At 40.2% G+C, this 15,843-nt stretch carries 12 protein-coding genes; 9 read left to right on the forward strand and 3 right to left on the reverse strand.

The features are described 5' to 3' along the window. Positions 1 to 5: 5 nt before the first annotated feature. Positions 6 to 2,549, reverse strand: coding sequence for a DNA gyrase subunit A (gene gyrA, locus ACFSR3_RS16380; protein ID WP_114757204.1), 2,544 nt, complete (start codon positions 2,547 to 2,549; stop codon positions 6 to 8). Between the two features lie 280 nt (positions 2,550 to 2,829). On the opposite strand from gyrA, the gene ACFSR3_RS16385 reads away from it, so the two are divergent. From ACFSR3_RS16385 to ACFSR3_RS16420, 8 genes are all read left to right on the forward strand, one after another. Further along, positions 2,830 to 5,379 (forward strand): ATP-dependent Clp protease ATP-binding subunit, encoded by a 2,550-nt coding sequence (locus tag ACFSR3_RS16385; protein WP_379822532.1) that lies wholly within the window; start codon positions 2,830 to 2,832, stop codon positions 5,377 to 5,379. 270 nt (positions 5,380 to 5,649) lie between these two features. After that, a complete protein-coding gene (gene rimK, locus ACFSR3_RS16390; protein ID WP_379822534.1) occupies positions 5,650 to 7,014 on the forward strand; it encodes a 30S ribosomal protein S6--L-glutamate ligase in 1,365 nt (454 codons plus the stop codon). An 11-nt stretch (positions 7,015 to 7,025) separates the two neighbouring features. Then, a complete protein-coding gene (locus ACFSR3_RS16395) occupies positions 7,026 to 7,388 on the forward strand; it encodes a DUF1304 domain-containing protein (protein WP_379822535.1) in 363 nt (120 codons plus the stop codon). A gap of 11 nt (positions 7,389 to 7,399) precedes the next feature. Then, on the forward strand, positions 7,400 to 7,597 hold the full coding sequence (locus ACFSR3_RS16400; protein ID WP_379822536.1) for a GldL-related protein: 198 nt from the start codon (positions 7,400 to 7,402) through the stop codon (positions 7,595 to 7,597). 3 nt (positions 7,598 to 7,600) lie between these two features. Then, positions 7,601 to 7,999, forward strand: a complete 399-nt coding sequence (locus tag ACFSR3_RS16405; protein WP_379822537.1) for a hypothetical protein — start codon at positions 7,601 to 7,603, stop codon at positions 7,997 to 7,999. A gap of 35 nt (positions 8,000 to 8,034) precedes the next feature. Continuing rightward, positions 8,035 to 8,547: a GNAT family N-acetyltransferase gene (locus ACFSR3_RS16410; RefSeq protein WP_379822539.1), complete on the forward strand. Its 513-nt coding sequence runs from the start codon at positions 8,035 to 8,037 to the stop codon at positions 8,545 to 8,547. 4 nt (positions 8,548 to 8,551) lie between these two features. Continuing rightward, on the forward strand, positions 8,552 to 8,902 hold the full coding sequence (locus tag ACFSR3_RS16415) for an MmcQ/YjbR family DNA-binding protein (RefSeq protein WP_379822541.1): 351 nt from the start codon (positions 8,552 to 8,554) through the stop codon (positions 8,900 to 8,902). Positions 8,903 to 8,992: 90 nt separating this feature from the next. Beyond that, complete coding sequence (locus tag ACFSR3_RS16420; protein ID WP_379822542.1) at positions 8,993 to 9,865, forward strand: carboxypeptidase-like regulatory domain-containing protein; 873 nt, start codon at positions 8,993 to 8,995, stop codon at positions 9,863 to 9,865. Positions 9,866 to 9,903: 38 nt separating this feature from the next. Here ACFSR3_RS16420 and hutH read toward each other — a convergent pair whose 3' ends face one another. Together hutH and ACFSR3_RS16430 are read right to left on the reverse strand one after the other, a co-directional pair. Further along, positions 9,904 to 11,412, reverse strand: a complete 1,509-nt coding sequence (gene hutH, locus ACFSR3_RS16425; RefSeq protein WP_379822543.1) for a histidine ammonia-lyase — start codon at positions 11,410 to 11,412, stop codon at positions 9,904 to 9,906. 199 nt (positions 11,413 to 11,611) lie between these two features. Then, the gene (locus ACFSR3_RS16430; protein ID WP_379822544.1) at positions 11,612 to 13,099 is read right to left on the reverse strand and encodes an NAD(P)H-hydrate dehydratase; all 1,488 of its coding nucleotides are present in this window, start codon (positions 13,097 to 13,099) and stop codon (positions 11,612 to 11,614) included. A gap of 291 nt (positions 13,100 to 13,390) precedes the next feature. Between ACFSR3_RS16430 and thrA the strand changes: the two genes are divergently transcribed. Further along, positions 13,391 to 15,841: a bifunctional aspartate kinase/homoserine dehydrogenase I gene (gene thrA / locus ACFSR3_RS16435; protein WP_379822546.1), complete on the forward strand. Its 2,451-nt coding sequence runs from the start codon at positions 13,391 to 13,393 to the stop codon at positions 15,839 to 15,841. Positions 15,842 to 15,843 lie beyond the last annotated feature (2 nt).

The following is a 15,843-nucleotide window of genomic DNA, read 5'->3' on the forward strand; positions in this document are numbered from 1 at the left end:
TTTTATTATTCTTCAGTTTGTTCTTCCGGACCGTCAGTATCAGGTTCAATGTAACCCTCTACTCCGTTTTCAGCTCCTTCCACCATTCCTTCAAGGCTTTCTTCAGCCTCTTCTTCACGCATAACTTTCGTTACGGCAGCAATAGAGTCGTTTCCTTTAATATTAATAAGTCTAACTCCCTGCGTAGCACGCCCCATAACCCTAAGGTCTGAAACCATCATACGTATAGTAAGTCCTGATTTATTGATAATCATAAGATCATCGGCATCAGTAACGCTATTAATAGACACAAGCTTACCTGTTTTATCAGTAATATTAAGCGTTTTCACACCTTTACCTCCACGGTTTGTAATCCTGTAATCTTCAAGGCTTGAACGTTTACCGTATCCGTTCTCAGACACCACAAGTATTTCACTGTTCATGTCGTTTACAGATACCATTCCGATTACCTCATCCTGCTCATCCTGTAGCGTGATACCACGAACCCCGGAAGCACTTCGGCCCATCGGACGTGTTTTACCCTCTTCAAAACGAACCAGTTTACCCGACTTCACAGCGATAAGCACCTGGCTTTCACCTGTAGTCAGTTTAGCTTCTAACAGCTCATCATCCTCACGGATTGTAATCGCAGCAATACCATTAAGTCTTGGACGTGAGTATTGCTCAAGAAGGGTTTTCTTAACGATACCTTTCTTGGTAGCCATGATTACGTAATGATTGTTGATATACTCTTCGTTCTTAAGATCCTGAGTACAGATAAATGCTTTTACCTTGTCATCATTCTCTATATTGATAAGATTTTGAATTGCACGCCCTTTACTTGTTTTATTTCCTTCCGGAATTTCGTAAACGCGCATCCAGAAACACTTACCTTTTTGGGTAAAGAACAACATGTAGTTGTGGTTAGTAGCCACGAACAGGTGCTCAAGGAAATCCTGATCGCGTGTAGCCACACCTTTCTGTCCTACTCCTCCCCTGTTTTGCGTTTTGTATTCGCTAAGCGGTGTACGTTTGATATAACCAGCGTGAGAAATAGTGATAACTACATTCTCATCAGCGATAAGGTCTTCAATACTCACATCGCCACCAGAATATTCTATTCTGGAACGTCTTTCGTCACCATACTTATCTCTGATTTCGATAAGTTCAGTTTTGATAAGCTCCATTCTCAGTTCTTTGCTTTCCAAAAGAGCTTTTAATTCAGCTATCAACTTCATGATATCTTCATATTCTGCACGAAGTTTATCCTGCTCCAGACCGGTAAGCTGTCTCAGACGCATCTCAACGATAGCACGTGCCTGAATTTCTGACAGGCTGAAACGCTCCATTAATTTACCACGCGCTTCTTCACCATCTTTAGAGCCACGGATAATAGCAATTACCTCATCAATATTATCAGAAGCAATGATAAGACCTTCTAATATATGTGCACGCTCTTCTGCTTTACGAAGTTCATACTGAGTTCTTCTTACAACAACCTCATGCCTGTGCTCAACAAAATAGTGGATAAGCTCCTTCAGGTTAAGTAATTGTGGCCTTCCGTTTACAAGCGCAATGTTGTTTACACTAAAAGACGACTGAAGCTGTGTATATTTAAATAAGGTATTAAGCACCACATTTGGCACAGCGTCACGTTTAAGGATATAAACGATACGCATACCATTTCTATCCGACTCATCGCGGATGTTGGCAATACCATCAATTTTCTTTTCATTAACCAGGTCAGCAGTCTTTTTGATCATGTCTGCCTTATTTACCTGATAAGGAATTTCAGTTACAATAATGCACTCACGGCCTTCTACTTCTTCAAAGCTGGTTTTTGCACGCATGACGATACGGCCACGACCCGTTTTGAATGCCTCACGCACACCTTCATAACCATAAATTGTACCTCCTGTAGGGAAATCCGGCGCCTTAATATATGTTACAAGCTCATCGATTTCAATATCATTGTTATCTATATAAGCAAGCGTACCGTCGATAACCTCTGTAAGGTTGTGTGGTGCCATGTTAGTAGCCATACCTACGGCAATACCCGATGCACCATTCACTAAAAGTGTAGGTACCCTTGTAGGCATTACAGTTGGCTCTTCTAAAGTATCGTCGAAGTTAAGCTGAAAATCTACTGTTTCTTTATCAAGATCGGCCATAATCTCTTCAGAGATCTTACGCATCCTTGCCTCTGTATAACGCATCGCTGCCGGGCTGTCACCATCTACCGATCCGAAGTTACCCTGACCATCTACTAAAAGATAACGAAGACTCCATTCCTGCGCCATACGTACCATGGCATCATATACTGATGAGTCACCATGCGGGTGATACTTACCAAGTACCTCTCCTACGATCCTCGCTGATTTTTTATGTGCTCTGTTTGATAGTACCCCTAATTCATACATTCCAAAAAGTACTCTTCGGTGTACGGGTTTCAAGCCATCTCTAACATCCGGAAGCGCCCTTGACACAATAACCGACATTGAATAATCAATGTAGGCTGACTTCATTTCGTCTTCTATGTTAATAGGAATTAACTTTTCTCCTTCAGACATAAGTAGTTATATTAAAAAATTATAATTGTTACAAAACGTGCCAATATACGTATTTTTATCAGGACTGAAAACCAATAATTCTAATTATTTACACGTTTTATTAACACATAAAAAATAGCCAAAAGTTAATAAACATTTGTGCTTTTGCTTTTATTTTCGGCTTTTTTTTCGTCAATTAGCATAACCGGCATTGTCAGTAATGTCAGTATAATTTATTAGGTATAGTTTTTGTAAAATCTTTTATAAATACTTAAATTTACAAGTATCAAAGAATAACATTATGGATGATAATTTTTCACCAAGAGTCAAAGATGTGATAACCTACAGTAAAGAAGAGGCTTTACGATTAGGGCACGACTTTATTGGTACAGAGCACTTAATGTTAGGGATTTTGAGAGACGGCAACGGAAAAGCCATTTCCATTTTAAATAACATATCTGTTGACCTGGATCATTTACGCAGAAAAGTAGAGATATTAAGCCCGGCTAACCCCAATGCCGACCGCAATAATGAGAAGAAAAACCTTCATTTAACGCGTCAGGCAGAACGTGCTTTAAGGACTACGTTCCTTGAAGCAAAGGTTTTCCAGAGTACTTCTATAAGTACAGCCCATTTATTGTTATGTATTTTGCGCAATGAAAACGATCCTACCACAAAATTGCTTAACAAACTAAAAATTGATTACGAAACCGTTAAAGAACAATTTATCAATATGACATCAAACGAAGAAGAATACCTAGAAAACCTTCCTAAGGCAGAGTCATATAATGACGATGCAGGACAAGATGACAGTATGCGTGAAAGCAACTTCAACAACCCTTCTTCCGGTGCTAAAACCAACAAAAAGTCAAAAACACCTGTTCTTGACAATTTTGGACGTGATTTAACCGAACTTGCCGAAGAGGGCAAACTTGACCCCGTAGTGGGCCGTGAAAAGGAAATTGAACGTGTATCACAAATATTAAGTCGTAGAAAGAAAAACAATCCGCTGCTTATCGGTGAGCCGGGTGTGGGTAAATCAGCCATTGCTGAAGGTCTTGCATTACGCATCATCCAGAAAAAAGTATCGCGCATCCTTTTCAATAAACGTGTTGTAACCCTTGACCTTGCCAGTTTAGTAGCAGGTACAAAATACCGCGGACAGTTTGAGGAACGTATGAAAGCGGTTATGAACGAACTTGAAAAGAATGACGACATCATACTTTTCATTGACGAGATACATACTATTGTAGGTGCAGGTGGTGCTACGGGTTCACTGGACGCCAGCAACATGTTCAAACCTGCTCTTGCAAGAGGTGAAATCCAATGTATTGGCGCCACTACCCTTGACGAGTACAGACAGTATATAGAGAAAGACGGTGCCCTTGAGCGTCGTTTCCAGAAAGTGATCGTTGACCCTACAAGCGTACCGGAAACTATTACTATCCTGAACAACATCAAGAACAAATACGAAGATCACCATAACGTAATCTATACACCGGAAGCTATTGAAGCCTGTGTTAAGCTTACAGACAGGTATATGAGCGAGCGTTTCCTTCCGGACAAGGCTATTGATGCCCTTGACGAGGCAGGATCACGCGTTCACATCACTAACATTGATGTTCCTAAACAGATCCTTGATCTTGAAAGACAGCTTGAAGAAGTTCGAGAACTTAAAAATTCTGTTGTCAAAAAACAGAAATATGAGGAAGCAGCCAAACTTCGTGATGACGAGAAACGTATAGAGAAAGACCTTGCTATTGCCCAGGAGCAATGGGAAGAAGATTCTAAAAACAATCGCGTTACTGTTACCGAAGACAATGTTGCCGATGTAGTATCGATGATGACAGGCATCCCTGTAAACCGTATCGCCCAAACCGAAAGCAACAAACTTGCTAAATTACCTGATCTTATTAAAGGTAAGGTTATCGGTCAGGATGAGGCTGTTGCAAAAATTGCCAAATCAATACAACGTAACCGTGCAGGTCTTAAAGACCCTAACAAACCAATAGGCTCATTCATTTTCCTTGGACAGACAGGTGTTGGTAAAACACAGTTGGCTAAAGTAATCGCTAAAGAGCTTTTTGACTCTGAAGATGCCCTTGTACGTATCGACATGAGTGAATATATGGAGAAATTTGCCATCTCAAGACTTGTAGGTGCACCTCCGGGATATGTTGGTTATGAAGAAGGTGGTCAGCTTACTGAAAAAGTACGCAGAAAACCATACTGTGTGGTGCTTCTTGACGAGATTGAGAAAGCACATCCTGACGTATTCAATATGTTGCTTCAGGTACTTGACGACGGTTACCTTACTGACAGCTTAGGCCGTAAAATTGACTTTAAAAACACTATCATCATTATGACATCTAACGTTGGTGCACGCCAGCTGAAAGATTTCGGACAGGGTGTTGGTTTCGGAACGGCTGCCAAAAAAGCACAAGCCGACGAGCATACTAAAGGTGTTATTGAAGCGGCACTTAAGAAAACTTTCGCCCCTGAGTTCATTAACAGGATAGATGATATTATCGTATTTAACCCTCTTGAAAAAGAGCATATCGACCTTATCATCGACATCGAGCTTGACAAACTTTATGCAAGAATTAAAGACCTTGGTTACAATATTTCACTGTCAGAAAAAGCCAAAGACTTTATTGCCGAGAAAGGCTTCGACAAGCAGTATGGAGCAAGGCCACTGAAACGTGCCATCCAGAAATATGTTGAAGACACGCTTGCAGAAGAGATTATTACCAACAAAATAGCTGGTGGTGATGAGATCTTTATGGATCTTGATGAGAACGGTACAGAACTTGCCGTAACCATCAGAAAAGCTGAGAATCCGGCAAGTTAAAAGAGACTATCTTTCATTTTAAATAGCATCCCCGAAGGTCATTGATCTTCGGGGATATTTTTTATTTAGACAGGAGATGATAGATTTGAGACAATAAACAATTAACAAATTTATACTCAATCTAAAAAACACCTAAACCACTCAATATAAAAAACATAACCTCAACTTACAATTTTTCGGCATTACGATATCATTAAATTTGACTAAAATCGAAACCAATACTTTTCACAATAAAAAAAAGTAGTAATTTAGATTACAAATCGTATTAAAATGCTGGACAAAGTAATTGTAGGTAGTGAAGAGTGGTGTGCATTCCCCGAGCTTGGTATACCTACCATAAAGGCCCGTGTAGATTCTGGTGCCAAAACCTCTGCACTTCACGCCATTAACATCGCCCCTTTTCAAAAAGATGGCGACAATTGGGTAAAATTTGACATTAACCCGATACAGAACAATTCAAAAACCATCATACACTGCCAGGCACGTTTGGTAGATAAACGTGTGGTAAAAAGCTCCAGCGGTTACCGCGAACAGCGTTATGTTATAAAAACAGGCATTAAAGTAGGCGAAACCAACTGGGAAGTTGAAGTTACGCTTACTAACCGTGACTCTATGGGTTTTCGTATGCTTTTAGGACGTGAAGCCATGAGCGGACGCATATTGGTTGACCCTGAACAAAAATACCTTTTAGGTCAGCCTACACAGGAAAAATTAAAAGAATATTACAACAACAGCAACGAAGAAAAAAAAGGGCTTCGTATTGGGCTCCTTGCCAGTAACCCTGAGCTATACAGTAACCGCCGTATTATGGAAGCCGGTGAAATGCGTGGTCACGAAATGCATTTCCTGAACCTGAAGTACTGTTACATGAAACTGGATGCGCATACGCCTGAGATCCACTATCGTGGCGGAAGGATATTAAACGACTTTGATGCCGTTATTCCGCGTATACGCCCGAGCATGACATTTTATGGCTGTGCCATAACACGTCATTTCGAGGCGCTTAAAGTGTATTCGCTTAACTCATCATCTGCAATAACACAATCGAGAGACAAACTGTTCTCGCTACAACTGTTGCTTAACAGTGGCGTTGACATTCCTACTACAGGATTTGCCAACTCACCTCTTGATACAAACGACCTTATCCAAATGGTGGGCGGACCTCCGCTTATCGTAAAACTGCTTGAAGGCACTCAGGGTAAAGGCGTTGTATTAGCCGAAACCAAAAAGGCTGCGGAGAGTGTTATCAATGCTTTCAAGAGTCTTAACGCGAATATATTAGTTCAGGAATTTATAAAGGAGGCTAATGGTAAAGACCTTCGCCTTTTTGTGATTGATGGCAAAGTGGTAGCGGCCATTCAGCGTGAGGCGCTTCCGGGAGAATTCAGGGCAAATATACACCTTGGTGGAACAGCATCAGTTATAAAGCCAACTGCTGAAGAAAAACGTATCGCAATTAAAGCTGCTAAAGCCATGAACCTTAAGGTAGCCGGTGTGGATATTATCCGTTCAACTAAAGGTCCGTTATTGCTTGAAGTAAACTCATCGCCGGGACTTGAAGGTATAGAAGGTGCTACAAGCAAAGACATTGCCGGAGAGATGATCCGTGCCATCGAGAAAAGTTTCAAACTTTAAAACCAATATCTATGCATATAGCTGCCAAGATTATAATTGCGTTTGTAGCCCTGATCCACATTTACATACTTTGGCTCGAAATGTTCGCATGGCTCACCAGAGCCCGTAAAGTATTCAGGACACTACCACAGGAGTTGTTTTTACCAACCAAATCTATGGCTGCCAATCAGGGATTGTATAACGGATTTTTAGCGGCAGGACTTATCTGGTCGCTATTAATATGCAATGCTGAGTGGGCTGCTCATGTTGCTACCTTCTTTTTAGGCTGCGTATTGGTTGCAGGATTATATGGTGCAGCTACGGTACAAAAGAAAATCTTTTATGTACAGGGCGTTCCTGCTACACTTGGATTATTAGCTATTTTCTTACTATAAAGTTAAAACACATGAAATACTTACATATACTTGTTATATTTATTCTGGCTACGGCTCTTATGGTTGTTGGCGCTCTTTTTAAATTGATGCACTGGCCTGGAGCTTCCCTGATGCTAATTATTGGCATGGGTGGGCAATTCATCTCATTAGTACTGCTGGCAGCCAAAGTCATATCTGAAAGGAAAAATAACGACTTTTTAAATAAATAAGTTATGAAACGCAAAATCATACTATCCGCCACTACACTATTGTTGTCTTGTATTGGCTATAGCCAGGAATGTGCAAAATTCAAAAATGGTACATTTAAGTTTACCGACCCTAAAAGCAAAGAGGTTTGTATAATAACCCGCAAAGACAACATTCAGACGGAAAGAATGGAGAAAAGCGATGAGACCTATGATTTTGAAATTGTATGGATAGACGACTGTACCTATACCGTAACTCCTACTCCCGCTACGGCGCAGCGAAAACCGGATGTAACAAAACCGGGAGTTATGACAGTTAAGATCACGAAGACCAAAAAAGATTCCTATATCCAAAAGGTTACCATAGCCACCGACCCTAAATTCTCAAGGCTTGACGAGGTATTTGTTGCCGAGGAGAAAAAGTAATAACATTGCAATTTAAAGAACTTCACACCGAAAGAATGCTACTCAGATTATATACGCCTGAGGTAGCAAAGCATGTATTTACCACAATGAGTGATGATGAATTGATGGCTTTTTTAGGCCTCGACTCTACAGAGGCACTCGCAAAGGAAAAAGAAAAATTCAGCCTTGGCATTGCCACCTACAACAGGTCGTTTGCCAATTTTCAGATGATAGATAAGGAAACAGGTAAGCATATAGGCGCATGCGGTTTTCATACCTGGGTTCCTGACCATAGAAGAGCTGAAATTGGTTATGCGCTAGATAATGATGCCTACAAACAGAAAGGCCTGATGAGTGAGGCTTTATATGCTATTCTTAAGTATGGTTTTAACGAAATGAACCTGCACCGTATTGAAGCATTGGTAGCCGAGTGGAACACGGCATCCGTAAAACTGCTTACGAAATTTGGTTTTCAGAAAGAAGGTGTATTGCGACAGCATTATGTTGTAAATGATATCCCCGAAGATTCTGTTGCTTATTCATTATTGAAACCCGAATTTAGATTTTAAAAACATGACAATAGAAGAGCTTCAACATATCTGCAAACAATTCCCCGGAATGACTGAAGATATTAAATGGGACAATCACCTGTGCTTTAATGTTGGCGGGAAGATGTTCATCGTAACTGCGCCTGACTCGGTTCCTGTGAGCGCTTCAATTAAAGCTACCGATGAAGATTTTGAAACCCTTACGCAACGCGAAGGTTTTATCCCTGCTCCATACATGGCACGTTACAAATGGGTTCACATTGACAACATCAGTCGCCTGAGCAAAAAGGAATGGGAATACTATGCTAAAACTGCTTACCAATTGATACATGATAAACTTCCTGCAAAAGTGAGAAAAGAAATAACTGCTTTGTAGATTTTAGATAACAGATTTAGATAAAAGACTTTTCTATAAAATAAATCTTATCAATTGTAGTTATTATTGGCAACCAAACCAATAAAACCTATGCATAAATCCTTTTGCCTGCTCTTGCTGTCAATGATCTCATTTACATCTTTTGCTCAAATCAAAGGCACTATACTGGACAACACTACTAAAGACCCCATCCCTTATGTGAATATCTCTGTAAAAGGAGAAAAAAACATCGCATTAAGTGCTGATGAAAACGGCAATTTCAATCTTCCTGATGATATTAGTGCTACAACCGATATTTTCTTTAGCGCTGTAGGCTTTGGAGATGTATCATTAAAAACCTCTGAAATTAAAGAAACAGTGTTTTTAACACCTCAACCCATTGAACTTAACGAAGTAACAATAGGAAATAAAAAAGGTGAACATTCAATTGTAGTTAACCCTATAAAAAAAGCAAAAAACACCTGGACAGGCCATGCCGGAGGCAGTAGTGCAATCCTGATGATGGCAAGCTATATCCCTTACAAACCTGAATATGAAGCCACGCCGTTTCTAGACAAAATTCAATTTAAACTGGAGACACTTAAGGAGAACACATTTAACATGAGAATATACAGTGCTAATGAAGATGGCAGCCCGGGAGATTATCTTTACAACAAGAACATTCTTGTAAACGTAAAGCCTAAACAAAAAAGCGCTATTGTTGATTTCTCAAAAAGCCTGATAAGAATTCCCGAGGAAGGCTTATTTGTAGTAATGGAAATTATTACCATAAAACAAAACAGACTAGGTGATACAAACGATGACAAATTTCCGGCTCATCTTTATGCCTACGGTCCAGGATTTGTTTGCGAAATGACCGATGTACCATTAGGATGGGCATATAAAGAAGGTAAATGGCAGCAAAACCCGAAAACCGAAAGAGGTTATGGCAGAATTGTGGTTGAAATGACACTTACTGATTAAAACAATAAGCTCCCACTTTCGTGGGAGCTTTTTGTTTATTATTCAAATACGGTTTCGTCAAGTTGAAGGTTATGAAGAAACGCTATAGTGTTCTCTATATCGTAATGCAGTATTCGGTCTTCGGTTACTAACGGCACCTCTTCACGGTAAGATTTCACGAAAGCCTCAAGGAATTCACTCGATTTAAGTGGCCTTCTGAACTCAATAGCCTGAGAAGCATTCATCAACTCAATAGCAAGGATACGCTCAAGGTTATCAACAATCCTAAGTGCTTTAGTCGCAGCATTAGACCCCATACTTACATGGTCTTCCTGCCCGTTTGATGATACAATACTGTCGGCACTTGCCGGCGTACACAATTGCTTGTTCTGGCTGGCAATACTCGCAGCAGTGTACTGCGGAATCATAAATCCTGAGTTAAGTCCCGGATTGCTTACAAGGAATGGTGGCAATCCGCGAAGCCCTGAGATAAGCTGGTATGTTCTTCGTTCAGAAATACTGCCAAGTTCAGAAAGCGCTATCCCTAAGAAATCAAGTGTAAGTGCCAGTGGCTGTCCGTGAAAGTTACCACCTGAAATTATCTGGTCACTTTCTATAAAGATATTCGGGTTATCAGTAACTGAGTTGATCTCGGTACGGAAAACCTTCTTAACGTAATCAATAGTGTCTTTTGTGGCTCCGTGTACCTGAGGGATACAACGGAATGAATATGGATCCTGTACGTGTTGTTTTGCCTGTATAATGATCTCGCTATCTTCAAGTAGTTCGTTAAAACGTTTTGCAGTAACAATCTGCCCTTTGTGAGGGCGAACCATGTGTATCAATTCATTGAAAGGCTCTATACGTCCGTCAAAACCTTCAAGAGAAACCGCTGCAATAACATCAGCAAGGTATGACAGCTTAACCGACTTTAGCAATACATATACACCATAAGCACTCATAAACTGCGTACCGTTAAGCAACGCAAGACCTTCTTTAGATTTCAGCACGATAGGCTTCCACCCCATTTTATCAAGAACTTTGGCTGCAGGCTGACGGAAACCGTCCATATAAACCTCTCCCTCTCCTAATAAAGGAAGTGACAGGTGTGCTAACGGAGCAAGATCGCCCGAAGCGCCCAACGAACCCTGATTGTATATTACAGGAAGTATGTCGTTGTTATAAAAATCGATAAGCCTTTCTACAGTTTCAAGCTGTACCCCTGAATGACCATAGCTTAACGACTGGATTTTTAAAAGCAGCATGATCTTAACGATCGCCTCAGGCACTTCCTCTCCTGTACCGCAAGCATGCGATTTCACAAGATTTTCCTGAAGCTGCGAAAGGTTCTCATTAGATATCTTTACATTATAAAGTGAACCAAAACCTGTATTGATACCGTAAATCGGGTCGCTATGAGATTTCATCTTCTCATCAAGGTAAGTACGGCATTTTTCTATGTTTACCCTTGCCTCTTCAGAAAGTGCCAGTTTTTTATCCTGACTAATGATATCGTTTACGATTTCAAGCGATAAAAGGTCGCTGCTTATATAATGTATTGTTTCCATCGTTATGGTTTATTTGAGATGCCAAAATTCATTAAACCATAATTAAAAAACAAGATTTTTGATAACTTTTCATTTTGGGGTGGTGTTTTTAAATAAACAAACAAACCAGACTTTGGTATTTTACCACAAAGATCACTAAGCAGACACTATGTTCACTAAGCTTTGTGCCCTCAGTGAAAACTCTTTGTGTTCCTTGTGGTTAACGTCCCCCATCTATCTCCAGATACGCCCTACCCATATACTTCAAAATATCTGACGCTATAAATGCCTGCCTGGAAGTTTCTTTTACACCAATATCTGCTGAGAGTCCATGCAGATATACCCCAAATATTGCTGCATCAATAGGTTTATATCCCTGAGCAAGCAGTCCGGTAATGATCCCCGTTAGCACATCGCCGCTCCCACCTGTTGCCAGTCCTGCATTTCCTGTAGAATTTACGTATACTTTATCATTATGCACAATCATTGTACAAGCATCTTTAGATACAAGAATAATGTCGTTCTCTCTAGAGAAAGCCTTCATCTTTTCGAGCTTATCAAAATCATCATTCCAACTGCCCATAAGTCTTTCAAGTTCTTTAGGATGTGGGGTAAGTATGGTGTTTTCCGGAGGCAGCTTAAGCCATTCCTTATTCTGTGAAAGGATATTAAGCGCATCAGCATCAATAACCAGAGGTATCTTGTTTTTACTCAGAAAATCTCCTATTTCTTTTTGTGTATAGGCATGCTGGCCTAAGCCGGGACCTAAACCAATTGCACGGGGTTCAAATTCAAAATGAATGGTATCAATATGCTCCAGTCCGCTGGTAAGTACCATTGCTTCGGGAAATGAAGACTGCAGGATATCATAACCACACTGCGGAATATATGCCGTTATGAGTCCGCAGCCGCTTTTTAAGGCCGCTTTCGCCGAAAGGCATACCGCCCCTATTTTGCCATAGCTGCCTCCAATAATAACAGCATGCCCCTGGGTACCTTTGTGAGCATGCTTAGCAACAGGTTTGTAATAGTTTAGTATAATATCGGCATCGATATAATGATGGTTAACTTTTGTCGCGGTTATGAATTCGTTGTCTAAACCTATATCCAGTACTTCAAAATCGTTTACAAAGTCTTTATTGCCGGCAAAGAAAAAAGGTAGCTTAGGTGACTGGAATGTAAGCACGACATCTGCCTTTACGGCTAGGTCGGTTTTCCTGTCCATAAACATCCCTGATGGCACATCGATAGAAATTACGGTAGCTTCTTTAGCATTTATGGTCCTGATTGCCTGTCTTACCTCATCACTCAACTCGCGGTTAAGTCCTATACCAAAAAGCGCATCTATAATAACCAGACCACCAACACTATTACCATTAATCTTTTCAAAGGAAATGCCTGCCTGCTCCATTCTCTGTTTATTGATAGAAAAATCTTTAGTCGGGCTGCCGGTATTCTCTACAATCTCAACTTTTATATTGCCATAACCTTCATGCAAAAGCATACGGGCAATAGCAAGTCCGTCTCCTCCATTATTACCCTGACCGCAATAAATATAAAAAGGAGTAGCCTTATCAGGAAATCTGGTTCTAATCCATTCAAAAGCTTTACCGGCTGCACGTTCCATAAGTTCTGTTGAAGTTATATTCTGACTCAAAATTGTAGTTTCGTCAGCCTGTCTTATCTGTTGAGCACTAAAAATCTTCATATTCTAGTTTTTTGGATGCATTTATAAAAAATCCGTAAAACGCTTACGCTTTGTATTACAGCTACGTAAATTTATTACATTTGTAAGTATATGTTAGTAAACAGCAAGAAATATTTAACTTCACTTAACCCGGCAACTGTTGGGTTTACTGCTGTTACCTCTACTACTACAACAACTACTACCCCGTCAGGGGTATAATCATTTCATATAGCCCCGTTCGCGGTCATTTAAGCTAAATGACAGGAACAACCTGTTTTATTTCCACATTTATTTTAATGAAAAACAATCTATATGAATATCCTGAAATTCGGAGGCTCCTCTGTTGCCAACGCCCAAAATATAGCCCAATGCATCAGCATTATTAAAAATAAAAAACAAAATAATTCCGTAGCCGTAATAGTATCCGCTTTTGGGGGTGTTACCGATATGCTGCTTCAGTCTGCAAAACACGCTTCAAACAAAGAAACGGATTACCAACAGCTACTCCAGCAAATAGAAAACAGGCATATTGAAGTTGTAAAAAGCCTAATTCCGGCCACTGGTCAAAGTGCTGTTCTTAGCCATGTTAAACGCGAACTGAACCAATTGGAAACCCTACTCGACGGCTGCTATTTGCTGGGCGAACTATCGGAACGTACCAAAGATCTCATCATGTCATTTGGTGAAGTACTGTCTTCGTATATCATTTCTGAAGTACTTAAGGCGCAGGAAGATAATTGCAGCCTTGCAGACAGTAGGGAACTTATTAAAACCAACAGTCATTTTAGCAAAGCCGTAGTTAATTTTGAGATTAGTAACCTGTTGATTCAACACTACTTCGATAAAAACAAAGCCGCGATTACTATACTCCCCGGATTCATTGCACAATCCGAGGATGGTCATGTAACAACACTTGGCAGAGGCGGATCGGACTATACTGCAGCTATTATTGCAGCGGCTCTTGATGTACCCTCATTAGAAATATGGACCGATGTTAACGGAATTTATACTGCCAATCCTAAGTTGGTTAAACAGGCAGTACCCATAGAACACATTACTTTTGAAGAAGCCATGGAGTTATCTCACTTTGGTGCCAAAGTACTCTACCCGCCTACCATACAGCCCATACTTAACAAAGACATTACGCTTCATATTAAAAACACTTTCGATCCAGAGGCACATGGCAGCATAATCAACAATCATTTTAAAGCAAAAAGCTCCAATTCAATACGCGGTATAAGCAATATCGACAATATTACACTTGTTACCCTTGAAGGTTCGGGAATGGTGGGCGTTGCAGGGTTCTCTAAAAGGCTTTTTGAAGTAATATCCAAAGAAAACATCAGTGTAATATTCATAACACAGGCATCATCGGAGCATTCTATTTGTCTTGGTATAGCCGAAAGTGATGCGAAGAAGGCAAAAAAAGCAATTGACAACGAGTTTAACTTTGAGATAAAACAGCAAAAAATAAAACCTGCCATACTTGAAAACGATTTGTCTATTATTGCCGTGGTAGGCGAAAACATGAAAAACCATCAGGGACTGAGCGGTAAAATGTTTAGTACCCTTGGACGAAACAATATAAATATAAGGGCTATTGCCCAGGGAGCATCTGAACGTAACATCTCGGCAGTAATTGACAGGAAAGATGTAAAAAAAGCCCTGAACACGTTGCACGAAACTTTTTTTGACGACAATACTGTTCAGCTTAACCTGTACGTTATGGGTGTGGGAAATGTGGGCGATAAGTTTTTAGAGCAAATCGCTTCACAAAAAAAATACCTAAAAGATCACTTACGAATGAATGTAAGGGTTATAGGTATTGCTAATTCCAGAAAGATGCATTTTGATGAAGACGGTATTGATCTTTACCAACGTAAAGAAATACTGGAAGCAGGAGAACATCTCGATGCGAAGGCCTTTATTCAGAACATTAAAAAATACAACCTCCGTAATAGCATATTTGTAGACAATACTGCCAGCGACGTTGTTTCTGCCTCTTATGCCGAATATCTTGCCCACAACATTGCGGTTGTTACCTGCAACAAGGTAGCCTGCTCATCTGCCTACAGCAATTACAAAGAATTAAAAGATATTTCACGCCAGTACAACGCTCCCTTTTTGTTTGAAACCAATGTAGGTGCCGGATTACCTATTATAGACACACTAAAAAACCTTATTGCTTCGGGCGACAGAGTACATAAAATACAGGCCGTGCTCAGCGGAAGTCTTAATTTTATTTTCAATAACTTTAATGAGCACACTTCATTTTATGATGTGGTAAAACAGGCACAGGCAGAAGGTTACACCGAACCTGATCCAAAAATTGACCTTAGCGGTATTGATGTTAAGCGAAAAATGGTAATCCTGATACGTGAAAGCGGATATGAAATGGAGATTGAAGACATAGAAAACCATTCGTTTTTACCTCAGGAGTGTCTGGATACAGAAAGTGTTGATGCTTTTTTTGAATCGCTTAGAACACATGCTTCCCATTTTAACGAGCTGTATGCTAAAGCTGCTTCTCAGGGAGACCGTTTAAAGTTTGTAGCTTCTTTTGAAAATGAAAAAGCCAATGTAGGCCTGCAGTTCATCCCCAAAGACCATCCGTTCTATAACCTTGAAGGGAAAGATAATATAGTTCTGTTTTATACTGACAGGTATGTGGATCAGCCTTTACTGATAAAAGGTGCAGGTGCAGGTGCCGACGTAACTGCATCGGGAATTTTTGCTGACGTAATCAGGATAGGAAACAAATAATT

Source organism: Flavobacterium suzhouense, from assembly GCF_042684765.1.
GTDB classification, from domain to species: Bacteria; Bacteroidota; Bacteroidia; order Flavobacteriales; family Flavobacteriaceae; genus Flavobacterium; species Flavobacterium suzhouense.

Excerpts from the sequence above, each read along its gene's own strand:
- ACFSR3_RS16405 (WP_379822537.1), top strand. The coding sequence starts at position 7,601 with ATGAAACGCAAAATCATACTATCCGCCACTACACTATTGTTGTCTTGT.
- gyrA (WP_114757204.1), bottom strand. The coding sequence starts at position 2,549 with ATGTCTGAAGGAGAAAAGTTAATTCCTATTAACATAGAAGACGAAATG.
- ACFSR3_RS16415 (WP_379822541.1), top strand. The coding sequence starts at position 8,552 with ATGACAATAGAAGAGCTTCAACATATCTGCAAACAATTCCCCGGAATG.
- thrA (WP_379822546.1), top strand. The coding sequence starts at position 13,391 with ATGAATATCCTGAAATTCGGAGGCTCCTCTGTTGCCAACGCCCAAAAT.
- rimK (WP_379822534.1), top strand. The coding sequence starts at position 5,650 with ATGCTGGACAAAGTAATTGTAGGTAGTGAAGAGTGGTGTGCATTCCCC.
- ACFSR3_RS16410 (WP_379822539.1), top strand. The coding sequence starts at position 8,035 with ATGCTACTCAGATTATATACGCCTGAGGTAGCAAAGCATGTATTTACC.
- ACFSR3_RS16400 (WP_379822536.1), top strand. The coding sequence starts at position 7,400 with ATGAAATACTTACATATACTTGTTATATTTATTCTGGCTACGGCTCTT.
- ACFSR3_RS16430 (WP_379822544.1), bottom strand. The coding sequence starts at position 13,099 with ATGAAGATTTTTAGTGCTCAACAGATAAGACAGGCTGACGAAACTACA.
- ACFSR3_RS16395 (WP_379822535.1), top strand. The coding sequence starts at position 7,026 with ATGCATATAGCTGCCAAGATTATAATTGCGTTTGTAGCCCTGATCCAC.
- ACFSR3_RS16385 (WP_379822532.1), top strand. The coding sequence starts at position 2,830 with ATGGATGATAATTTTTCACCAAGAGTCAAAGATGTGATAACCTACAGT.
- hutH (WP_379822543.1), bottom strand. The coding sequence starts at position 11,412 with ATGGAAACAATACATTATATAAGCAGCGACCTTTTATCGCTTGAAATC.
- ACFSR3_RS16420 (WP_379822542.1), top strand. The coding sequence starts at position 8,993 with ATGCATAAATCCTTTTGCCTGCTCTTGCTGTCAATGATCTCATTTACA.